General features: G+C 70.1%; 18 protein-coding genes. 9 read left to right on the plus strand and 9 right to left on the minus strand.

The window, feature by feature from the left end:
• Positions 1 to 130: 130 nt before the first annotated feature.
• A complete protein-coding gene (locus tag ACXAID_RS15985) occupies positions 131 to 343 on the minus strand; it encodes a hypothetical protein (protein WP_475023194.1) in 213 nt (70 codons plus the stop codon).
• A 90-nt stretch (positions 344 to 433) separates the two neighbouring features.
• Between ACXAID_RS15985 and ACXAID_RS15990 the strand changes: the two genes are divergently transcribed.
• On the plus strand, positions 434 to 790 hold the full coding sequence (locus ACXAID_RS15990; protein WP_475023195.1) for a type VII secretion target: 357 nt from the start codon (positions 434 to 436) through the stop codon (positions 788 to 790).
• Here ACXAID_RS15990 and ACXAID_RS15995 read toward each other — a convergent pair.
• Both ACXAID_RS15995 and dapE read right to left on the minus strand, forming a co-directional pair.
• Positions 787 to 2,394: an ABC-F family ATP-binding cassette domain-containing protein gene (locus ACXAID_RS15995; protein WP_475023196.1), complete on the minus strand. Its 1,608-nt coding sequence runs from the start codon at positions 2,392 to 2,394 to the stop codon at positions 787 to 789. The two genes, ACXAID_RS15990 and ACXAID_RS15995, sit on opposite strands and share 4 nt — an antisense overlap.
• Before the next feature lie 124 nt (positions 2,395 to 2,518).
• Positions 2,519 to 3,586 (minus strand): succinyl-diaminopimelate desuccinylase, encoded by a 1,068-nt coding sequence (gene dapE / locus ACXAID_RS16000; protein ID WP_475023197.1) that lies wholly within the window; start codon positions 3,584 to 3,586, stop codon positions 2,519 to 2,521.
• Positions 3,587 to 3,601: 15 nt separating this feature from the next.
• On the opposite strand from dapE, the gene dapD reads away from it, so the two are divergent.
• Positions 3,602 to 4,555 carry a 2,3,4,5-tetrahydropyridine-2,6-dicarboxylate N-succinyltransferase gene (dapD, locus tag ACXAID_RS16005; protein ID WP_475023213.1) on the plus strand — a complete coding sequence of 318 codons (954 nt, stop codon included), beginning with the start codon at positions 3,602 to 3,604 and terminating at the stop codon, positions 4,553 to 4,555.
• A gap of 234 nt (positions 4,556 to 4,789) precedes the next feature.
• Here the strand turns inward: dapD and ACXAID_RS16010 are convergent, their stop codons facing one another.
• Positions 4,790 to 5,320 carry a M15 family metallopeptidase gene (locus ACXAID_RS16010; RefSeq protein WP_475023214.1) on the minus strand — a complete coding sequence of 177 codons (531 nt, stop codon included), beginning with the start codon at positions 5,318 to 5,320 and terminating at the stop codon, positions 4,790 to 4,792.
• 164 nt (positions 5,321 to 5,484) lie between these two features.
• A complete protein-coding gene (locus ACXAID_RS16015) occupies positions 5,485 to 6,903 on the minus strand; it encodes an acyl-CoA synthetase (protein ID WP_475023198.1) in 1,419 nt (472 codons plus the stop codon).
• Positions 6,904 to 6,936: 33 nt separating this feature from the next.
• On the opposite strand from ACXAID_RS16015, the gene ACXAID_RS16020 reads away from it, so the two are divergent.
• From ACXAID_RS16020 to ACXAID_RS16030, 3 genes are all read left to right on the plus strand, one after another.
• Positions 6,937 to 7,473, plus strand: a complete 537-nt coding sequence (locus ACXAID_RS16020; protein WP_475023199.1) for an NUDIX domain-containing protein — start codon at positions 6,937 to 6,939, stop codon at positions 7,471 to 7,473.
• Between the two features lie 176 nt (positions 7,474 to 7,649).
• Entirely contained in the window at positions 7,650 to 8,147 is a 498-nt protein-coding gene (locus ACXAID_RS16025; RefSeq protein WP_475023200.1) for an Rv2253 family sensor-like surface protein, read from the plus strand.
• Between the two features lie 115 nt (positions 8,148 to 8,262).
• Positions 8,263 to 9,924: a nucleobase:cation symporter-2 family protein gene (locus ACXAID_RS16030; RefSeq protein WP_475023201.1), complete on the plus strand. Its 1,662-nt coding sequence runs from the start codon at positions 8,263 to 8,265 to the stop codon at positions 9,922 to 9,924.
• 27 nt (positions 9,925 to 9,951) lie between these two features.
• Here ACXAID_RS16030 and ACXAID_RS16035 read toward each other — a convergent pair whose 3' ends face one another.
• Entirely contained in the window at positions 9,952 to 13,419 is a 3,468-nt protein-coding gene (locus tag ACXAID_RS16035) for a proline dehydrogenase family protein (protein WP_475023202.1), read from the minus strand.
• A 72-nt stretch (positions 13,420 to 13,491) separates the two neighbouring features.
• Here ACXAID_RS16035 and ACXAID_RS16040 point away from each other — a divergent pair, with 72 nt between their 5' ends.
• Complete coding sequence (locus tag ACXAID_RS16040; protein WP_475023203.1) at positions 13,492 to 14,409, plus strand: LysR family transcriptional regulator; 918 nt, start codon at positions 13,492 to 13,494, stop codon at positions 14,407 to 14,409.
• A gap of 87 nt (positions 14,410 to 14,496) precedes the next feature.
• Here ACXAID_RS16040 and dapC read toward each other — a convergent pair whose 3' ends face one another.
• Both dapC and fdxA read right to left on the minus strand, forming a co-directional pair.
• The gene (dapC, locus tag ACXAID_RS16045; RefSeq protein ID WP_475023215.1) at positions 14,497 to 15,588 is read right to left on the minus strand and encodes a succinyldiaminopimelate transaminase; all 1,092 of its coding nucleotides are present in this window, start codon (positions 15,586 to 15,588) and stop codon (positions 14,497 to 14,499) included.
• A 56-nt stretch (positions 15,589 to 15,644) separates the two neighbouring features.
• Positions 15,645 to 15,968 (minus strand): ferredoxin, encoded by a 324-nt coding sequence (gene fdxA / locus ACXAID_RS16050; protein WP_152518213.1) that lies wholly within the window; start codon positions 15,966 to 15,968, stop codon positions 15,645 to 15,647.
• A gap of 278 nt (positions 15,969 to 16,246) precedes the next feature.
• On the opposite strand from fdxA, the gene ACXAID_RS16055 reads away from it, so the two are divergent.
• Positions 16,247 to 16,819, plus strand: coding sequence for a PadR family transcriptional regulator (locus tag ACXAID_RS16055; RefSeq protein WP_475023204.1), 573 nt, complete (start codon positions 16,247 to 16,249; stop codon positions 16,817 to 16,819).
• Positions 16,816 to 18,870 carry an oxidoreductase gene (locus tag ACXAID_RS16060; protein ID WP_475023205.1) on the plus strand — a complete coding sequence of 685 codons (2,055 nt, stop codon included), beginning with the start codon at positions 16,816 to 16,818 and terminating at the stop codon, positions 18,868 to 18,870. Before ACXAID_RS16055 ends, ACXAID_RS16060 begins: the two co-directional genes overlap by 4 nt.
• Here ACXAID_RS16060 and yczE read toward each other — a convergent pair.
• The gene (gene yczE, locus ACXAID_RS16065) at positions 18,867 to 19,538 is read right to left on the minus strand and encodes a membrane protein YczE (RefSeq protein ID WP_475023206.1); all 672 of its coding nucleotides are present in this window, start codon (positions 19,536 to 19,538) and stop codon (positions 18,867 to 18,869) included. The two genes, ACXAID_RS16060 and yczE, sit on opposite strands and share 4 nt — an antisense overlap.
• 60 nt (positions 19,539 to 19,598) lie before the next feature.
• On the opposite strand from yczE, the gene yczR reads away from it, so the two are divergent.
• On the plus strand, positions 19,599 to 21,059 hold the full coding sequence (yczR, locus tag ACXAID_RS16070; RefSeq protein ID WP_475023207.1) for a MocR-like transcription factor YczR: 1,461 nt from the start codon (positions 19,599 to 19,601) through the stop codon (positions 21,057 to 21,059).
• Positions 21,060 to 21,100: the final 41 nt, after the last annotated feature.

The following is a 21,100-nucleotide window of genomic DNA, read 5'->3' on the forward strand; positions in this document are numbered from 1 at the left end:
CACGCGGCACAGACCCTGACCCGGCTGTGTTCGGACCTCGACTGCGAGTTCGGCCGGGCGGCGCTGGCCGCGGCGCGCAGCCCGTCCTGACCCCGGGCGCGACCGCTGCCACGGTGACGCGCGGTGCCGTCTAGCGACGGTGGTGGTCGTCCTCGGCGGTCTCGGTCGCCCAGTCGGGCTTCGGAGTGGGCGGCTGGGCGCCGAAGTAGGCCTGGTGGAAGTGGCTCGTGGACCGCGCGAGGGGTAGGCCCCCAGCCCGCCATGCCTTGCGGATGTAGGCCACCACGAAGAACGTCACCGCCACTACCAGGAAGACCACCAAGGCAACCTTGAAGACGAACATGCCCGCACGGTACCCGCGCGGCCGGAGTTGGTGCTCCGGGCAGCATCGCGGCCGCCCTAGAATCGAACCGGGCAGGATGGGAGGTTACCGATGGTCGAACCGTTGTCGGTCGACACCGACGGCATGCGGTCCCTGTCCGATGTTCACACCCAGGTGGCCGCCGGGCTGGGCTCGCTGACCTCTTCGGCCCCGGGTTCGGCCGCCGTCGCGGGCTCGCACGGCACCGTCGCACATGCCGTCGAGACCGCTTTGAGCGCGGCGCTGGACAGCCGTTCGGGCGCCATGACCACCACCCAAGACAACGGTTCGCGCATCGCGGAGCTGTTGCACGAGGCCGTCGCGGCCTACGAGCGCGGCGACCACGATGGAGCCGAGGCGATGACGGCCGCGGCCGGGCAGCTGGGCCAACAGCTCGGTGCGGCCGGGCCGGCGCGTCAGCACGACTAGCGCTCGCCGAACCGGCCGCCGGCCAGGTGCAGTTCACGGTGCACCCCGATCCGGTCCAGGAGCACCTGATCGTGGCTGACCACGATGAATGCACCCCGGTAGGCCGCCAACGCGGATTCCAGCTGCGCCGCACCGGCCAGATCCAGGTTATTGGTCGGCTCGTCGAGCAGCAGCAGCTGCGGGGCCGGTTCGGCGAACAGGACGCAGACCAGCGTGGCGCGCAGCCGCTCACCGCCCGACAGGGTTCGCACCGCGCGGTGCACAGCGTCACCGCGGAACAGGAACTGGGCCAGTAGATGCCGTCGACGGGTGCGCGACAGGTTCGGAGCGAAGTCGGCGAGGTTCTCGGCGACGCTGCGCGCATCGTCGAGCAGATCCAGCCGCTGCGAGACGTAGGCCACCCGGCCGTGCGCGACCTGCACCGATCCCGCGTCCGGCGGATACTGCCCGGCCAGCACGCGCAGCAGGGTGGTCTTGCCCGATCCATTGGGTCCGGTGAGCGCAACCCGCTCGGGACCGCGGACCGTGACATCGACGTCGGTGAACAGTTCACGTCCGCCGCGCACGACGCGCAGCGCGGACGCGCTGAGCACCGTTCGTCCCGCGGGAATCTCGGTGTCAGGCAGGTCCAGGACCAGTGTGTCGTCATCGCGCAGTGCCTGCTCGGCGTCGTCGAGCACACGCTGCGCGTCCGCGATGCGCCTGGCGTGCACATCGTCGGCGCGCGCCGCGCTTTCCTGCGCGCGCCGCTTCATCGCGCCGGCGACGACCTTGGGCACCCCGGCGTCCTTGATGGTGCGCTTGGCGGTTCCTGATCTGCGGTCCGCGCGCTCACGGGCCAGCTGACGTTGCCGTGTCTCTCGTTCGAGCTGCTGCTCGGCGTTGCGAACAGCACCCGACGCCGCCCGGCGGGCATCCTCGACGACCTGCTGGTAGTAACTGAAATTTCCACCGTAGGAGAAGATTTCACCGTTGCGCAGCTCGGCGATGCGATCGACCCGATCCAACAGCACGCGGTCGTGGCTGACCACCAGCAGCGCACCGCCGAAGTCGTCGAGCGCGCTGTAGAGACGTTCGCGGGCGTCTGCGTCGAGGTTGTTGGTCGGCTCGTCGAGAAGCAGGACGCCGGGCCGGCGCAACAGTTCCCGGGCCAGCCCCAGACCGACCACCTCACCACCCGACAACGTGTTCAGCGGCCGTTCGAGCGCCACGGCGCCCAGACCGAGCCGGTCCAGCCCGGCGCGGGTCCGATTCTCGAGGTCCCAGTCCTCACCGATCGCGGCGAACACCGGGTCGCTGGAGTCACCGGCAGCCAGCGCGTCGAGGGCGGCGATCACCGGTGCCACGCCGAGCATCTCGGCGACGGTTCGGTCGTCGGACAACGGCAGGTTCTGGGGCAGGTAACCGATGGCGCCCTCGACGGTGATCGACCCGGCGCCGGGTCGCAGTTCGCCGGCGATCAGCCGCAGCAGTGCGCTCTTTCCGGCACCGTTGCGGGCGACCAGGCCGGTGCGCCCGGGGCCGAAGGTGAACGACAGATCGGTGAACAGGGGGGTGCCGTCGTCCCAGCGGAACGCGACATCCGACAGCGTGACAGAAGACATGCGGGGGCTCCAGGAGAGGTGCCGGCGCGACGGGGCCCGGCAGCGAGCGATGTGGACGTGAGGGCTCCGGGGTTACCCGGAGATGACGTCTGCTCCCAGCATGGCTCTCAGGCTATCGAGACCGTCAAACGGTTAAATAGCGCCGCAGCATCTCGGTCACCGCGGTGATCTGCGCGACGTCGACCCGCTCATCGGCGCGGTGGGCCAGGTTGGGGTCGCCGGGACCGTAGTTGACCGCCGGAATGCCCAGCGCGGCGAACCGCGACACGTCGGTCCACCCGTACTTGGCCCTGACCTGCCCGCCTGCGGCGGTGACCAGGGCGGCGGCCGCGGGCTTGGTCAGACCCGGCAGCGCCCCGGGGGCCGAGTCGGTCAACTCGATGCCGACATCGAGACCGTCGAAGACCTCGCACACGTGCTCGTAGGCCGCGTCGACGCTGCGGTCGGGGGCGAACCGGAAGTTCACCGTCACCGACGCGGCGTCGGGTACCACGTTGCCCGCGACGCCGCCGTCGACGCGCACCGCCGACAGCCCCTCCCGGTACCCGCAGCCGTCGATGTCGACTTCCCGGGGCTGGTAGTGGTTGAGCCGGGCGAGCACCGCGCCGAGCTTGTGAATGGCGTTGTCCCCCAACCAGGATCGTGCGGAATGGGCACGGGTTCCGGAGGCGGAGACGATGACGCGCAGGGTGCCCTGGCAGCCGGCTTCGATGAATCCGCCCGACGGTTCGCCGAGGATCGCGACGTCGGCGTCGAGCCACTGCGGCAACTCGCGCTCGATGCGGCCCAGACCGTTGGCCGTGGCCTCGATCTCCTCGCAGTCGTACATCACCAGCGTGATGTCGTGGGCCGCGTCGGCGACGGTGGCGGCCAGGTGCAGGAACACCGCGTCGCCGGACTTCATGTCTGAGGTGCCGCAGCCGTGCAACACACCGTCGGCGAGCCGACTGGGCAGGTTGTCGGCGGCCGGGACCGTGTCGATGTGGCCGGCCAGCAACACCCGTGACGGTTTGCCGTAGTCGGTGCGGGCCAGTACGGCGTCCCCGCTGCGGACGACCTCGAAGCCGATGGTCTGGGCACGCAGGGCGGCCTCGATCTCGTCGGCGATGTGCGCCTCGTGGCGCGATTCGCTGGGAATGTCCACCAATGCCGCGGTCAGCGCCACCGGGTCACCGTGCAGGTCGAGGGTCACCGGGCTGACGTTAGTCTGGTCGCCGTGACTTCTGCATCTGGCGTTGGTCTGGCCACGGTCGCGGCCGACGGATCCGTACTCGACACCTGGTTTCCGGCGCCCGAACGCAGCGGCGACGGACCGACCGGAACCGTGCGGCTGTCGGTCGCCGAGGTACCCGAAGAGCTGGCCCAACTGGTGGGCACCGACGAGGACCGCGGCGTCGAGATGGTGGCGGTGCGCACCGTCATCGCGTCGCTGGACGACAAGGCCGTCGACGCCTATGACGCCTACCTGCGGCTGCACCTGCTCTCACACCGGCTGGTGGCGCCGCACGGGCTCAATGCCGACGGCCTGTTCGGCGTACTGACCAACGTCGCCTGGACCAACTTCGGTCCGTGCGCGATCGAGGGCTTCGAGACGGTACGCGCCAAGCTGCGCCGGCGCGGGCCGGTCACCGTCTACGGCGTCGACAAGTTCCCGCGCATGGTCGACTACGTGGTGCCCGCCGGGGTGCGCGTCGCCGACGCCGATCGGGTCCGTCTCGGCGCGCATCTGGCCTCGGGGACCACGGTCATGCACGAGGGCTTCGTCAACTTCAATGCCGGGACGCTGGGCAACTCGATGGTCGAGGGCCGGATCTCGGCGGGCGTCGTGGTCGGCGACGGTTCCGACGTCGGCGGCGGGGCATCGATCATGGGAACCCTGTCGGGCGGCGGCAAAGAGGTGATCTCGGTGGGGCAGCGCTGCCTGCTCGGCGCCAATGCCGGGCTGGGCATCTCGCTGGGCGACGACTGCGTGATCGAGGCGGGCCTGTACATCACCGCGGGCACCAAGGTGAGCACCGGCGACGGTCAGACGGTCAAGGCGCGGGAGCTGTCCGGGGCCGACAACCTGCTGTTCCGGCGCAACTCGGTCACCGGCGCGGTCGAGGTGGTCAAACGCGACGGCACCGGGATCACCCTGAACGAGGCCCTGCACGCCAACTGACCTGCGTACCGCACCCTCGTCTGCTCGGGGCTCGACCTCCGAGCCGGACCTCGATGGCCACATCCGCCACTCCAGCACCCTGGAGGCGGCAGGAGTCTTTCCGGCGTTGCGCTATCGCGGGTGATATCGCAATCCCTAAACGACCAGTGCCCGGCAGGCGGTGACGGGTTAGGACTGCCGCGACCCGGCAGCGAGCCGCTGACGGGGCGTATGCAACAGCCAGCGAGCTCGCGGTCAGCCTGCGGCGTTGGGCAACAGCGGCGGACAGTTGCCGTACTGATCGACGGCCAGCTCGAAGTGCCAGATCTCGTTGGCATAGATCTGGCACAGCCCGAACCGGGCACCGTTGGCGATCAGCCACATGTCGGCGGCCACCGGCGCGATGTCGACCGCCTCGCCCGTGACGTGTTTGGAGACCTCCGGGGTGGCGACGAACTCCGCCGCCGCGGCGACGCTGCCGTAGTTGGCCACCGCGTTGTCGAAGAGCCGCTGCTGGAATCCCCTGGACCGCCAGCCCGAGGTGATCCTGATCTCGACGCCGTCGGCCTGTGCGGCCTGCGCCGCTGCCTGCACGGCCTGCAGTAGCGCCGGGTCCAGTTGGGACAGTATCGGATTGGCGGTGTCGAACGGCGAGAGTGTGGTGCCGTCGGGCAGCCAGCCGCCGGTGGTGTCGACGGCGGACGGCCCGATGCTCAGGATGTCCGGCGCCGGGGGCGGCTCGAGCGGCATGGGCGGCGGTGCCGGGGCGGGCGGCGGCTCCGGCAGGGTCGGGTCGGCACCGGCCGGTCCCGCGGCCGGACCGGCTACGACCGCAACCGCGACACCGAATGCCGCACAGACTCCGGCGAACGTGCGAAGAGTGCCGGACTCCGTCGGCGTGTCCGGCGCAGTCCGGACAGCCGCCGGCACGGGCCCGCAACCGGTCAACCTCAGACCCACTGCGCCAGCTCCTTCTTGAGCACCTTCCCCATCGCGTTACGGGGCAGGCTCTCGACGGTTCGGACCACCCGGGGCCGCTTGTGTACCGACAGCTGCCGGGCCACGTAGTCGATCAGCTCGTCCGGGGCAGCGTCACCGACGATGAAGGCCACGATGCGCTGCCCGAGGTCGGGGTCGGGCGCCCCGATCACGGCAGCCTCGCGAACCCCGGGGTGGCCGAGCAGGACGGTCTCGATCTCCCCCGCACCGATACGGAACCCACCGCTTTTGATCAGGTCCACCGACTCGCGCCCGACGATGCGATGCATCCCGTCGGCACCGACGGTCGCGACGTCGCCGGTGCGGTACCAGCCGTCGTCGGAGAGCACCTCGGCGGTCGCCTCGGGCCGGTTCAGATAGCCGTCGAACAGCGTCGGGCTCTGCACATGCAACTGCCCGATGGACTCCCCGTCGTGGGGCACGTCCGCACCCGACTCGGACACCAGCCGGGTGTGCACCCCGGCCAGCGGCAACCCGACCGACCCCGGCCGGCGCTCCCCGTCGGCCAGCGTGCTCAACGTGATCAGCGACTCGGTGGCGCCGTAACGCTCGACCGGGCGGTGCCCGCTGCGCTCAGCCAACCCGTCGAACACCGGGACCGGCAGCGGCGCGCTGCCCGAGACCAGCAGCCGCGCCGGCGCCAGCGCCCGGGCGGCGTCACCGTCGTCGACCACCCGCGACCACACCGTCGGCACCCCGAACAGCAACGAGCCGCCGTATTCGGCGACCGCGTGCGCGTAGGCCTGCGGTTTCGGTTTCCCCGTGTGCACGAAGCGGCTTCCGATCCGCAGCGAGCCCAGCAGGCCGAGCACCAGGCCGTGTACGTGGTAGAGCGGCAGCCCGTGCACCAGGGTGTCCGCCGAGGTCCACTGCCAGGCCTGGGCCAGCATGTCGATGTCGGCGGCGATCGCGCGCCTGCTCAGCAGCACGCCCTTGGGCGGCCCGGTGGTGCCGGAGGTGTAGATGATCAGCCCGGTCGCGTCCAGCGACGGCTCGGCGTAGCGATGCCAGGACCGGGCATGCAGCCGGACCGGGACGTGGCCGATGCCGCCCAGATCGTCGGGCCGCTCGCCCAGCCAGGCCTGTGCGCCGGAGTCGGCCAGAATGTGGCGCCGCTCGGCGGCACCGACGTCGGCGGGTACCGGCACGACGGGCACACCGGCGATCAGGCAGCCCGTGACGGCCAGCACGGTGGCCGGCGTCGGCCTCGCCAGGACCGCGACCTGCGATGCGCCGGCCACCCGCTCGGCCACCGAGGTCGCCGCGCCCACCAGGTCACTGCGGCTCAGCGTCACACCGTCGATACGCACCGCGTCGCCGATATCGGCCCCGGCTGCCACCGCGGCGGGGTTCAGGGAGTCCAGCAGCACGAAAAACGAGGCTACTCCCCGCATACTGGGGCGGTGGATTCCATCCGGGCCGTGGGGTCACGCGAGGTGTACCGGAACAACTGGCTGACCATCCGGGAGGACGACATCCGCAGGCCCGACGGCAGCCCCGGGATCTATGCGGTGGTCGACAAGCCCGCGTACGCGCTGGTCATCCCGCAGGACGGCGATCGTTTCCACCTCGTCGAGCAGTTCCGCTATCCGCTGGGACTGCGGCGCTGGGAGTTCCCGCAGGGCACCGCCCCCGGACGGGCCGACCTCGAGGCAACCGAACTCGCCATCCGGGAACTGCGCGAGGAGACCGGGCTGCGGGCCGCGTCGATGACCGAGATCGGGCTGCTCGACGTCGCACCGGGGATGAGCAGCCAGCGCGGCCGCGTCTTCCTGGCGACCGGCATCACCGAAGGCCCCCACGAACGCGAGCACGAGGAGCAGGACATGCGCAGCGCCTGGTTCACCCGCCTCGAGGTGGAGCAGATGATGCGCGACGGCACGATCACCGATGCACAGTCCATCGCCGCCTGGACACTGCTCAAGCTCCTCGCAGGCTAGCCCGGCGCCCGGCGAAGACCGTTCCCCGGGAACCGCATTCGCGCGTCAGCTCCGATACCAAGCCGTGACGCAACCGTGGCCCGACCGGTCGTGTCGATCGGCCTGGGGGCGCGGCGCGCCAACTACGTTGCAAGTGCGATCTGTCTGCCATCTGCTAGCACCACTGTGAGGTACCCATGTCGGCCCGACGGGCACGAAGCGCTTTGGCCACCGCGGCGGTCCTCGCGGTGGCATGCGTGCTCGCCGAGGGCACCGCGCACGCCGCTCCGCTGTGGAACGGCCGCTACACCGTGGTGACCTACGCGTCCCAGAAGCTCGGCACCAGCATCGCCGCCCAGCAGTCGGAACGCGATTTCAGCGCCGAGTACACCTTCAAGACCTCGTGCACCAGTACCTGCGTGGCCACCGCGGGCGACGGCCCGGCACCGAGCAACCCGACCATCCCGCAGCCAAGCCGCTACACCTGGGACGGCAAGCAGTGGGTGTTCAACTACACCTGGCAGTGGGAGTGCTTCCGGGGCGCCGATGTGCCCACCGAGTACGCCACCGCCCGCTCGCTGGTGTTCTACGCGCCCACCCCGGACGGCACGATGTACGGCACCTGGCGCACCGAGATCCTCGAGGGGATCTGCCGGGGCAGCGTCATCATGCCCGTCGCCGCCTACCCCGCTTAACACGCCGGTCACACCCGCTCAAATTTTCCGAAACGGCGAACTTCAAGGATTGGGCGACCGATCCGGTAGCCGTCCGGCGCCGGTGCCGCAGACAGGCGGGAGCTGACGTTCTTCCATGGCCACTATCAGCAAGATTTTGACCGAAGGCGAGACCGCTGCCCGCCCGGTCGACGAGATCCCGCCCCTGAAACGGCTACTGCCACTGGGGATCCAGCACGTGCTGGCCATGTATGCCGGTGCGGTGGCGGTGCCGCTGATCGTGGGCGGCGCGATGGTCGCCGCCGGCCAGCTCGAGCAGGCCAACATCGTTCACCTCATCATGGCCGACCTGTTCGTCGCCGGTATCGCGACGATTATCCAGTCGGTCGGGTTCTGGCGATTCGGGGTGCGGCTGCCGCTGATGCAGGGCGTCACCTTCGCCGCCGTGGGTCCGATGATCACCATCGGAACCAACCACGGCATCACCGCGATCTACGGCGCGGTGATCTCCTGCGGGCTGTTCATGATGCTGCTCGCCCCGGTCTTCGGGAAGCTGATCCGGTTCTTCCCACCGCTGGTGACCGGCACCATCATCCTGATCATCGGCGTCTCGCTGATGCGGGTGGCAGCCGGGTGGTTCGGCGGCGGCACCGGCAACGGCCCGGACTTCGGCTCACCGAAGGCCATCGGGATGGGCTTCTTCACGCTGGTGGTGATCATCGCGATCGAGCGGTTCGCCCCCGAGAGCCTGCGCCGGGTGTCCATCCTGCTCGGCCTGATCATCGGCACGGTGGTGGCGATCCCGCTCGGAATGGCCAACTGGGACCACATCGGTGAGTACAGCTGGGTCGGCATCGTGACCCCGTTCCAGTTCGGGGTGCCCACCTTCGAGATCAGCTCGATCATCGCGCTGCTGATCGTCGCGATCGTGATCATGACCGAGACCACCGGCGACATCGTCGCCGTCGGGGAGATCGTGGACGAGAAGATCACCCCCCGCAAGCTCGCCGACGGGCTGCGCGCCGACGGGCTGGGCACCGTGATCGGCGGCGTGTTCAACACGTTCCCCTACACCGCGTTCGCCCAGAACGTCGGGCTGGTCGCGATCACCGGCGTGCGCACCCGCCACGTCGCCACGGTCGCCGGCGTCATCCTGGTGCTGCTCGGCCTGCTGCCGAAGATGGCGGCGGTGGTCGAGGGCATCCCGCTCCCCGTGCTCGGCGGCGCGGGGGTGGCGCTGTTCGGCATGGTCGCCGCCAGCGGTGTGCGCACGCTGACGAAGGTGAACTTCACCAACACCAACATCCTGGTGGTGGCGATCTCGGTGGGCGTGGCCATGCTGACCGAGGCCAAGCTGTACTACACCGACCGCACCCTGGCCGACACGCCGATCAAGGTGTCGCTGGACCTCTACCACCAGTTCCCGGACTGGTTCCAGACCATCTTCCACTCCGGTATCTCGGCCGGCGCCATCACCGCGATCTTGTTGAACCTGCTGCTCAACCGCAAGGGCCAGCCCGAGCCGGAAAGCGACCTGGCCGCCTATGACGCCCCGCGCGGGGCGCTGCCCGACCCGCGGGACGCGCTGCGTTCGGCGGATCCGTCGACGCCGCCCGAGGAGCTCGACGATCTGGCGCACAAGGATCCCGGCCTGCACACCATCATCGTCACCAACCCGTCGACCTACGTGGCGACCTGCGACTGGATCAAGGAGCAGGGCAACCCCCAGGTCGAGCAGGTGTATCAGAAGTGGGACGAGGTGACCGAGGGCCGCTTCTCCAAACGCAGCCGCGGGTAGACGCCGCCCCGGGCGCAGTCCCGAGGCCTAGAACAGACCTTCGACGAGCCCGGTCGGCGATCCGAACCGGTGCGCGGTGGCCGACACCGCCTGCTCGCGCAGGAAGGTCAGCATCTCGACGCGTCCCGCCTCGACGACCGGCTGTGCGTAGAGCGCGATGTCGGCCCGCCCGCCGCTGGCGGCGGCGAACTGCCCGCGGTCGCCCCCGAGCAGGCGCACCCGGCCGGGAGCATTGCCGCGCAAGACCTTCCGCCACGCGTCGGAATCCTCGGTGCGGCAGGCGATCCCGGTCGAGCGCAGCGTGTCGGCGACCGCCGGGGCCAGCGGCACCGGGCTGGAGACCGTCACCTCGGAGCCGGCCAGAATGCCTGCCCCGACCACCCGCAGCAGCGACACCGGGTTCGCGTCCTCGGTGCGGACCGTCACCGGCACCGGCCGGTACCGGAACACGTTGCGCTCGGCCGTCAGACCTGATACGTCACGGGCGACACCGAATTCCTCGTTCCACGCCAACGCATCTGACATCAGGGATCTTTCGAGGAAATCGCGATCGGCTGCGTCGAGCGCCAGAAGCGTGGCACCGTCGAGGAATCCGCGGATGTCCGGGCTGAGGCGGCCGGGTTTCGAGGCGGGCACGCTGCGCCAGTCACTGAGCCCGACCAGATAGTTCGGACCGCCCGCCTTGGCGCCGGCGCCGACGGCGGACTTCTTCCAGCCGCCGAACGGCTGGCGCCGCACGATCGCACCGGTGATCGACCGGTTCACGTAGGCGTTGCCGGCTTCGACCCGCTCGATCCAGCGTTGGATCTCGTTGCGGTCGAGGGTGTGCAGTCCGGCCGTGAGGCCGTAGTCGACCTCGTTCTGGATGGTGATGGCCTCGTCGAGATCCTCGGCCTCGATGAGCCCGAGGACCGGGCCGAAGTATTCGGTGAGATGAAACTCCGACCCGCGACGAACGCCGGTCTTCACGCCGGGAGACCATAACCGACCGGTGTCGTCGAGCCGGCGCGGCTGCACCAGCCACTGCTCCCCCGGTGCCAGTTCGGTGAGCGCACGCAGCAGCTTGCCGTCGGCCGGCTCGATGACCGGCCCCATCTGCACGGTCGGATCCGACGGATGGCCCACCTTCAGCGACGTGACCGCGTCGACGAGTTGGTCGCGGAACCGCGCCGACCGCGCGACGGACCCGACCAGAATTCCCAGCGACGCCGCCGAACACTTCTGGCCGGCGTGCCCGAACGCCGAATAAACCAGGTCTTTGACCGCCAGGTCGATGTCCGCGTGCGGCGTGACCACGATGGCGTTCTTGCCGCTGGTCTCGGCGAGCAGCGCAAGATCCGGCCGAAAGCTGCGGAACAGCGCGGCGGTGTCGAACGCGCCGGTGAGGATCACCCGGCCGACCCGCGGGTCGGAGATCAGCTGGGCCCCGAGGTCGCCCTCGTCGACGTGCACCAGCTGCAGCACCTCACGCGGCACCCCGGCATCCCACAGCGCCTGCACCAGCACCGATCCGCACCGGCGGGCCTGGGTGGCGGGTTTGATGATGACGGGGCTGCCCGCCGCGAGCGCGGCCAGCGTGCCGCCCGCGGGGATCGCGACCGGAAAGTTCCACGGCGGGGTCACCACGGTGAGCCCGACCGGCACCGCGACCGCGCCGTCGACGTCGTCCAGTTTCTCGGCCAGGGCCGCATAGAAGTTGGCGAAGTCGATGGCCTCGGAGACTTCGGGGTCACCCTGGTCGAGGGTCTTGCCGGTCTCGGCCGCCATCACCTCGAGCAGCGCCGACCGATTGGCCTGCAAGCCGGTGGCCGCACCGCGCAGCACGGCCGCCCGCTCGGCGCCGGAGAGCGCCGACCAGCTCGCGCCTGCGGCGACACCGCGGGCGATCACCGAGTCCAGCTCGTCGGCGTCGGTGACGGTGTGCCTGTCCACCAGCGCCAGGCCCGCGGTCGATGCGGAGATGCGTTCGGTGATCGCCCGGGCCCAGGCCCGGTTGCCCGGTAGCGAAGGGTCGGTGTCGGGCACGTTGGCGAAGCCGCCGGGCGGGGCCGCCGCGGCCGCTGGGTCGTCGCTGCGGCGGTCTTGGCGGCGGTTGGGCGGCGGTACCTCCTCGTTCAGTGAGGCCGGGTCGTCCAGAGCGGCCAGCGATGCCACGAACCGGTCCTTCTCTCGCTGGAAAAGCGTCTCGTCGCTGTGCAATTCGAAGACCGCCGACATGAAGTTCTCCTGGCTGGCCCCCTCCTCGAGCCGGCGCACCAGGTAGGAGATCGCGACGTCGAAGTCCTCAGGGTGCACCACGGGGACGTACAGCAGCAGACCGCCGACCGTCCGGGACACCGCTTCGGCCTGCGCCTCGGCCATGCCGAGCAGCATCTCGAACTCGACCCGGTCGCGGACACCGCGGCGGCCCGCGAGCGTCCACGCGTAGGCGATGTCGAACAGATTGTGACCGGCGACGCCGATCCGCACGTTGTCGGTGCGGCCGGGCTGCAGCGCGTAGTTCAGCACCCGCTTGTAGTGGGTGTCGGTGTCCTGTTTGGTCGGCCACGTCGCCCTTGGCCAACCGTGCAGGGATGCCTCCACGTGTTCCATCGGCAGGTTGGCGCCCTTGACCAGACGGACCTTGATGCCCGCGCCGCCGCGTTCCCGGCGGGCGCGGGCCCAGTCCTGCAGCCGCATCATCGCGCTCAGCGCGTCGGGCAGGTAGGCCTGCAGCACGATTCCGGCCTCGAGATCGAGCAGTTCGGGTCGATCGAGCAGCCGGGTGAACACCGCGACGGTGAGCTCCAGATCCCGGTACTCCTCCATGTCGAGGTTGATGAACTTGCGGGTCGATTCGCCTGTCGACTCGCCAGTCGATGAAGCCGCCGCCAGCGTGAACAGCGGCAGCAGGCTGGCCTCGATGTGATCGACCGCCTCGTCGAACGCCCACGGGGAATGCGGCGGCACGGTCGCCGAGACCTTGATCGACACGTAGTCGACGTCGTGGCGGGTGAGCAGCCGCTCGGTGCCTTCGAGACGCCGGGCCGCCTCACGCCGGCCCAGCACCGCCTCGCCCAGCAGGTTGATGTTGAGCCCGACGCCGCGGCGGCGGATCCGGGCGATCGACCGGCCGAGCCGGGCGTCGGTGGCGTCCACCAGCAGGTGGCCGACCATCTCGCGCAGTGCCCGCCGCGCGGTGGGGATGACGATTCCGGGTGCGACGAGCGACAGCGCCGCGCCGAGCTTGATCAGCACGCGCAGGTGCCACGGCAGGAAGCGGGGTGCGGTGCGGGCGAGGTCGCGAAGATTGGCCGCGGCAACGCGATGGTCGTCCGGACGGATCACCCTGTCGACGAATCCGACGGTGAAGTCGAGACCCCCCGGGTCGCTCAACACATCGGACAGCCGCCGCGCGGCAGCGGCGACGGGCTGCCCGGCCGCGTCGTCCAGCCACTGCCGGACCAGTGCCTCGACATCGGTCAGCAGGTCGTCGCCAACGTCCATACGCGTCATTTACTCATGATGGGCTCCGGCGAACCCTAGAATAAAGTGATGAATTTTGACGATAAAACATAAGTAGTGCTGATGAATAAGCGTTCGGACCTTCTCGACCTCCGCCGGCTGCGCCTGCTGCGCGAGCTGAGTCTGCGCGGCACCCTCGCCGAGGTCGCCGAGGCGCTGCACCAGAGCCCGTCATCGGTGTCGCAGGCGCTGACGCTGCTCGAACACGAGGTCGGTGTGCCCCTGCTGGAGAAGGTGGGACGCCGCGTGCGCCTCACCCCTGCCGCCGAAGTGCTCGTCGAGCACACCGCCGCCGTTCTGGAGCGGCTCGAGCGGGCGGCCGCAGAGGCCGCGGCCCTGGGCGCCGCCGACGGCACCCAGGCCTCGGGCACCGTCCGTATCGCCGTTTTCCAGTCCGCCGCATCGGCGTTCATGCCGCAGATGCTCACCGAGCTGGCCGCGCGTCACCCCCGGCTACGGGTCACCATGTCGCAGCGCGAGCCCGAGCAGGCGCTCTACGAGACGTGGATGCGCGAGTTCGACCTGGTGATCGCCGAGGAGTATCCGGGGCATGCCGCCCGGGTGTACCCGGGGCTCGACCGCGTGCCGCTGACCTCGGACCTGCTCCGCCTGGCGGTCCCGCCGACCGGCGAGCCGTGGGATCGGGTCCGCTCCGTCTCCGACGCCGCCGAGCTGCCGTGGACGATGGAGCCGACGGGCACCGCGTCGCGGCATTGGGCCGAACAGCTGTGCCGGCAGGCCGGGTTCGAACCCGATGTCCGGTTCGAAACCGACGATCTGGAAGCACAGATCGCGCTGATCGAGAGCGGCAACGCCGTGGCGGTCCTACCGGATCTGATGCGGGTGCGCCGCCGTCCGGCCGTGCGGGTGATCGACACCGACCCCCGACGACGGTCGGTGTTCACGGCAACGAGATCGGCGCTGGGCACCACGCCCGCCATCCGCGCATGTCGTGCAGCGCTCGCCGCCGTCGCCCCCTGAACCCGTGCGAATCGGGCGCGCTCCACGACACCGAGGGTGCTCCGGCGCGCCGGATTCCCGAGTCAGCCCAATCGCTGCACCGCAGCCTCAGCCCAATCGCTGCACCGCAGCGGCGATACGTTCGTCGCTGGCGGTCAGCGCCACCCGCACATGCCGGCCGCCACGCGGCCCGTAGAACTCGCCGGGGGCGACCAGAATCCCCCGCTCGGCCAGCCAGGCCAACGTGTCGCGGCACGGTTCACCGCGGGTCGCCCACAGATACAGACCGGCCTCGGAGTGGTCCACGGTGAACCCCGCCGCGCGCAGCGCCGGCAGCAGGATCGCCCGCCGCCGCGCGTACCGCTCCCGCTGATCGCGCTCGTGGGCGTCGTCGTCCAGCGCGGCCACCATCGCCGCCTGCACCGGGGTGGGCACCATCATCCCGGCGTGCTTGCGCACCGCCAGCAACTCGGCCACCACGGCCGCGTCGCCGGCGACGAAACCCGCGCGGTAGCCGGCCAGCGACGAGGTCTTCGACAGCGAATGGATGGCCAGCAGACCGGTGTGGTCGCCGTCGCAGACCGTAGGGTGCAGCACCGACACCGGACGCGGATCATCCCAGCCCAGCCCCAGGTAGCACTCGTCGGAGGCGACCAGAGCGCCGCGCTCACGGGCCCAGCCCACGACCTTGCGCAGGTGTTCGACACCGAGCACCCGCCCGGTCGGGTTGCTGGGCGAGTTCAGATACACCAGCGGCGGAGCGGTCGGCCCCAGCTGGGTCAGCGAGTCGGCCCGCAGCACCGCAGCACCGGCGAGCAGCGCCCCGACCTCGTAGGTGGGATAGGCCAACTCGGGGACCACGACGGTGTCGGCGGCGCCGAGGCCGAGCAGCGTGGGCAGCCAGGCGATCAGTTCCTTGGTGCCGATCACCGGCAGCACCGCCGTCGGCGCCAGCCCGGTGATCCCGTAGCGGCGATGCAGCGCGGCGACCATCGCCTCGCGCAGCGTCTCGGTTCCCGCGGTGGTCGGATACCCGGGCGCCGCGCTTGCCGCCGCCAGCGCCTCCCGGATGACCGGCGCCACCTCGTCGACGGGGGTTCCCACCGACAGGTCCACGATGCCGTCGGGATGGGCGCGCGCGGCCGCGGTGACGTCGGCGAGGGTGTCCCACGGGAACACCGGTAGCGCCGCCGACCTCAGCGGCCGGCGGCCCCGATCAGAGCTCTCGGCGGGCGATCCCGGCGATGCCGTGGTGCTCAGTCCTCACCCTGCGGCGGCATGTCCTTGACCACCTGCGGGTCGTTGTCGGTCTGACCGACCTTCGACGCGCCGCCGGGCGACCCGAGCTCGGCGAAGAAGTCCGCATTGATCTGGGTGTAGCCGCTCCACTGGTCGGGAACGTCGTCCTCGTAGTAGATGGCCTCGACGGGACACACCGGCTCGCAGGCGCCGCAGTCGACGCACTCGTCCGGGTGGATGTACAGCATCCGAGCACCCTCGTAGATGCAGTCGACGGGGCATTCCTCGATGCACGCCTTGTCTTTGACGTCGACGCAGGGCTCGGCAATCGTGTACGTCACGGAAGGTCTCCTCAAGTCCTCTCGAACTACCTGTCCAGTGGGCTGCTGTCTAGGCAGGGCTTTGCTGGTGTCCCGACCAGTCTGGAGCAAGTATCCATGCCGGTTGTTGGACGGGTGTCTCAGTGTGCCCTAACTACACGCGAAACCCACGTTAGGGGTGGCGCGTGGTTACAGATACTAAACGTCGCACATACCCCTCGCCTAGTACCACGCCGCTATGCATCTACGCGCAGTGCAACTAGTTGCATAGGGGCCTTCGCGCGGCCTACGCTGCACCGGTGGCGCTTCCGCACGCGATCCTGGTGTCGCTCTGCGAACAGACCGGCTCGGGATACGAGTTGGCGCGCCGCTTCGACCGCTCGATCGGATATTTCTGGGCCGCGACCCACCAGCAGATCTACCGAACGCTGCGCACCATGGAGGACAACGGCTGGGTGCACGTCACCGAGGTGGTCCAGCACGGCCGTCCCGACAAGAAGGTCTATTCGGTCGCCGACGCCGGCCGCGCCGAACTGGCGCGCTGGATCGCCGCGCCGCCGGCCGGGAAAGGGCAGCGCGGGCCGGTGGCCGACAACCGCACCCGCGACCTCGCGGTCAAGATCCGCGGCGCCGGCTATGGCGGCCCGGACGATCTGGCCGCGGTGCGCGAACAGGTGGCATCGCTGCGCGCCGAACGCGCCGAACTGCTCGGCGTCTACCGGGGCTTCGAGAAACGCCAGTTCCCCGACCCCCGAGCGCTGACCGGCCCCGAGTTGCGCCAGTACCTGGTGTTGCGCGGCGGAATCAGCACCGAGCAGAGCACCGTCGCCTGGCTCGACGAGGTAGCCACCGCATTGGAGGACACACCGTGACAGACCCCTATCCGCACCTGCTCGCACCACTGGACCTCGGCTTCACCACGCTGCGCAACCGCGTGGTGATGGGGTCGATGCACACTGGCCTGGAAGACCGCGCCCGCGATATCGGCAGGCTTGCAGAGTATTTCGCCGAACGCGCCCGTGGCGGTGCCGGGCTCATCATCACCGGCGGCTACGCCCCCAACCGCACCGGCTGGCTGCTGCCGTTCGCCGCGCAGATGACGTCGAAGTCCGACGCGCGCAGGCACCGCCGGATCACCGCAGCCGTGCACACCGCCGGCACCGGGGCAGCAGCCGACCCGGGCGCCAAGATCCTGCTGCAGATCCTGCACGCCGGACGCTATGCGTTCCATCCCTTCTCGGCCAGCGCGTCGTCGATCAAGGCCCCCACCACACCGTTTCGGCCGCGAAGGCTGTCCGGGCGGGGCGTGCGGCGCACGATCGACGACTTCGCCCGCAGCGCTGTGCTGGCCCGTGAAGCCGGCTACGACGGGGTCGAGATCATGGGCAGCGAAGGCTATCTGCTCAACCAGTTCCTGGCGCCGCGCACCAACAAGCGCCGCGACGCCTGGGGCGGCACGCCGGAGAACCGCCGCCGCCTTCCCGTGGAGATCGTCCGCCGCACCCGCGCGGCGGTGGGCCCGGACTTCATCATCTGCTACCGGCTGTCGATGGCCGACTTCGTCTCCGACGGCCAGACCTGGGACGAGATCATCGCGCTGGCAACCGAAGTCGAGTCCGCGGGGGCGACTCTGATCAACACCGGTATCGGCTGGCACGAAGCGCGGGTGCCGACGATCGTGACCTCGGTGCCCAACAGCGCATTCGTCGATGTCACCCACGCACTCGCCCAGCACGTCACCGTCCCGGTGGTCGCCTCGAACCGGATCAACATGCCCGAGGCCGCCGAGCAGATCCTCGCCGACACCGATGCCAGCCTGATCTCGATGGCCCGCCCGCTGCTGGCCGACCCGGACTGGGTGCGCAAAGCCGCGGCGGGTGCGGCCGACGAGATCAACACCTGCATCTCCTGCAACCAGGCCTGCCTGGACCACGTGTTCTCCCACAAGACGGTGTCCTGCCTGCTCAATCCGAGAGCCGGTCACGAAACCACGCTGATGCTGGGGCCGACCCGCCGGGCCCGGCGGGTCGCCGTGGTCGGCGCCGGTCCGGCGGGGCTGGCCGCCGCTGTCACCGCCGCCCAGCGCGGACATCACGTCACGCTGTTCGAATCGCAGCCCACCATCGGCGGCCAGTTCGACCTGGCCCGAAGGATTCCCGGGAAAGAGGAGTTCAGCCATACCATCCGCTACTTCACCCGGATGCTCGACAAGCACGAGGTGGACGTCCGGCTGGGCGTGCGCGCCGATGTCGAGACACTGACCCGTTTCGACGCCGTGGTCCTGGCCACCGGGGTCGCCCCGCGGATGCCCGAGATCCCTGGCATCGACCATCCGATGGTGCTCTCCTACGCCGAGGCGATCACCGGGGCGCCGATCGGCGAGTCGGTGGCGGTGGTGGGCGCCGGTGGAATCGGTTTCGACGTCAGCGAATTCCTCACCACCGAGCACTCCCCGACCCTGAACCTCAAGGAGTGGCGGGCCGAGTGGGGCGTGCTGAACCCCGACGAGGCCCCGCACTCGCGGGGTGCCCTGACGACCCCGCTGCCGGCGCCGCCGGCCCGGGAGGTCTATCTGCTCCAGCGAAGCAAGGGCCCGCAGGGCCGCAGGTTGGGCAAGACCACCGGCTGGGTTCATCGGGCATCGCTGCGCACCAAAGGGGTTCACCAGTTGAGCGGAGTGAATTACGAACGCATCGACGACGACGGCCTGCACATCAGCTTCGGGCCCGACCACACCGAACCCCGGGTGCTCACCGTCGACAACGTGGTGGTCTGCGCCGGTCAGGAATCGGTGCGCGACCTCGCCGACGGGTTGCGCGCCCGCGGGGTCACCACCCACGTGATCGGTGGCGCGGATGTCGCAGCGGAGCTCGACGCCAAACGGGCGATCAAGCAGGGCACCGAGACCGCCGCCGCCCTCTAGGTCAATGGCAGGCCGGCGGGCGGCGCGATGGGCACGACGAGGTAGCGCAGGAAGAACTGGGTCAGCGGACCGACGGTGAGCGCGAAGACGACCGTGCCCAGTCCCACGGTGCCGCCGAGCAGGAATCCCGCGGCCAGCACCGAGACCTCGATCCCGGTGCGCACCCGGCGAATCGGCCAGCCGGTGCGTCGCGCCAGACCCGTCATCAGGCCGTCGCGCGGGCCGGGGCCCAGTTGCGCGCCGACGTACAGCGCAGTGGCGAAGGCACAGGCCAGCACGCCGGCCAGGGCATAGCCGTAGCGCATCCCGAGCGCTTCCGGGGTGGGCAACAGGGCAAGGTTGAGGTCGGCGAACGGCCCCAGCAGCACCGCGTTGAGGGCGGTGCCCAGCCCCGGCATCTGGCGCAGCGGTATCCACGCGGCAAGCACCGCCCCGGCCGCCACAATGATGATCGCACCGATGCTCAGCGGTAGATGGTGCGCGACACCGACGTGGAAGACGTCCCATGGCGCGGCTCCGACGGCACCCTCGATCATCAGCGCGATCGACAGCCCGTAGAGCCACAGCCCGACGATCAGGCGGAGCAGCCGCTCAGGCAGCCGCCCCGCGGTGAGCTGTTCCAGCGGACCGAGATTGGCCAGCTGCTGTTGGTTACTGGTCGCTGCCATGCGGCCAGTTTGTCGATAATTGGACTTGGAAAAAATAGCCATTTGGCAGAAAATGGCCACATGACCGGTGCAATGGCTCTGACGATCGGCCCCGAAAGGCTGGCCCGGCTGATCGGCGACTTCGACCGCGCACCTGCCTACCGCGGGCTGTGTGAGGCGCTGCAGGAACTCATCGGCGACGGCCGCATACCGATCGGCACCCGGTTGCCCAGCGAGCGCACCGTGACGGCCGCGCTCGGAGTGTCGCGCACCACCGTCACCCGCGCCTACGCCGACCTCACCGAGGCCGGGTTCGCGGTCGCCAAACAGGGTTCGGGCACCTACGCCGCGGTGCCGGTGGACCGACGCCGGGTGCACGACCGGGTGCGCCGGCCGCTGGGGATGCCCGCCGGCCCCGGTGAGTCGGTGGACCTCAGCATCGCCGCCGGCGGCGCGACACCCGGCACCGTCGCCGCCTACGAGCGTGCCCTGACCGCGCTGCCGGCGTACCTCTCCGAAGACGGGTATCTGCCCTCCGGCCTACCCGACCTGCAGTCCCGGGTGGCCGAATCCTTCACCAACCGTGGCCTTCCCACCGACCCGGAGCAGATCGTGGTCACCTCCGGGGCGCTGGCCGCGGTGGCCACCGTCGCCCGTGCGCTGACCCGGCCCGGCGACCGGGTGATGATCGAATCCCCGGTGTACGCCAACTCGGTGGATGCGCTGCGCCTGGGCGGGGGGCGGCTGGTCAGCTCACCGCTGGCCGACCCGCTCGGCGACGCGGGCTGGGACCTCGAGGGCGTGGAGGCCACCCTGCGCCAGAGCTCACCCCGGCTGGCCTACCTGATCCCCGATTTCCAGAATCCGACCGGGTTCCTGATGGACGAAGCCGACCGGGACCGCTACGCGCAGGCACTGCGCCGCGCGCGCACCACCGCGATCGTCGACGAGACGCTGCAGCAGCTCGGACTCGACGATGTCGCGATGCCCGCACCCTTCGCCTCCTTCGATCCATCGGCGATCACCATCGGCAGCGCGTCGAAGGTCTTCTGGGGCGGTCTGCGGGTCGGCTGGATCCGGGCGCCACGCCCGATGGTCGACCGCATCATCGCCGCCCGGCTGCGCGCCGACCTGGGAACCTCGCTGATCGACCAGCTGGTCGTCACCGAGCTCATGGGCGACGACGGGGTGGTCGAGCGCCGGTGCGCGGAATTGCGGCAGCGGCGGGACGTGCTCACCGAGGCGCTGCACCGCCACCTGCCGGACTGGCGCTTCCGCGTTCCCCCGGGCGGATTGAGCCTGTGGGTCAAACTCGCCGGTGGCAGCGCGACGCGGCTGGCCGTCGAGCTGGAACGCCACGGTGTCAAGGTCGCGCCCGGCCCGGTGTTCGCCGTCGAGGGCGGCGCGGATTCCTGGCTGCGGGTGCCGTTCGCCAAGCCGGACCAGCAGCTGAGCAGTGCGGTGCGCCTGATGGCGGAGCTGTGGCCGGCCGTGTCCGGCTCGCACACGGGCAACGACGTCACCCGCACCCTGATCGCCTGACAGCTCCAGCTCACGGCCGGTGGTGAACCGCCCGTCGAACT

This window comes from Mycobacterium sp. ABE4_509 (assembly GCF_056160785.1).

Bases quoted from the DNA above. Each gene is read 5' to 3' on its own strand.
- ACXAID_RS15985 (WP_475023194.1), bottom strand. From the start codon at position 343: ATGTTCGTCTTCAAGGTTGCCTTGGTGGTCTTCCTGGTAGTGGCGGTG.
- ACXAID_RS15990 (WP_475023195.1), top strand. From the start codon at position 434: ATGGTCGAACCGTTGTCGGTCGACACCGACGGCATGCGGTCCCTGTCC.
- ACXAID_RS15995 (WP_475023196.1), bottom strand. From the start codon at position 2,394: ATGTCTTCTGTCACGCTGTCGGATGTCGCGTTCCGCTGGGACGACGGC.
- ACXAID_RS16025 (WP_475023200.1), top strand. From the start codon at position 7,650: ATGTCGGCCCGACGGGCACGAAGCGCTTTGGCCACCGCGGCGGTCCTC.
- ACXAID_RS16030 (WP_475023201.1), top strand. From the start codon at position 8,263: ATGGCCACTATCAGCAAGATTTTGACCGAAGGCGAGACCGCTGCCCGC.
- ACXAID_RS16035 (WP_475023202.1), bottom strand. From the start codon at position 13,419: ATGACGCGTATGGACGTTGGCGACGACCTGCTGACCGATGTCGAGGCA.
- ACXAID_RS16040 (WP_475023203.1), top strand. From the start codon at position 13,492: ATGAATAAGCGTTCGGACCTTCTCGACCTCCGCCGGCTGCGCCTGCTG.
- yczE (WP_475023206.1), bottom strand. From the start codon at position 19,538: ATGGCAGCGACCAGTAACCAACAGCAGCTGGCCAATCTCGGTCCGCTG.
- yczR (WP_475023207.1), top strand. From the start codon at position 19,599: ATGACCGGTGCAATGGCTCTGACGATCGGCCCCGAAAGGCTGGCCCGG.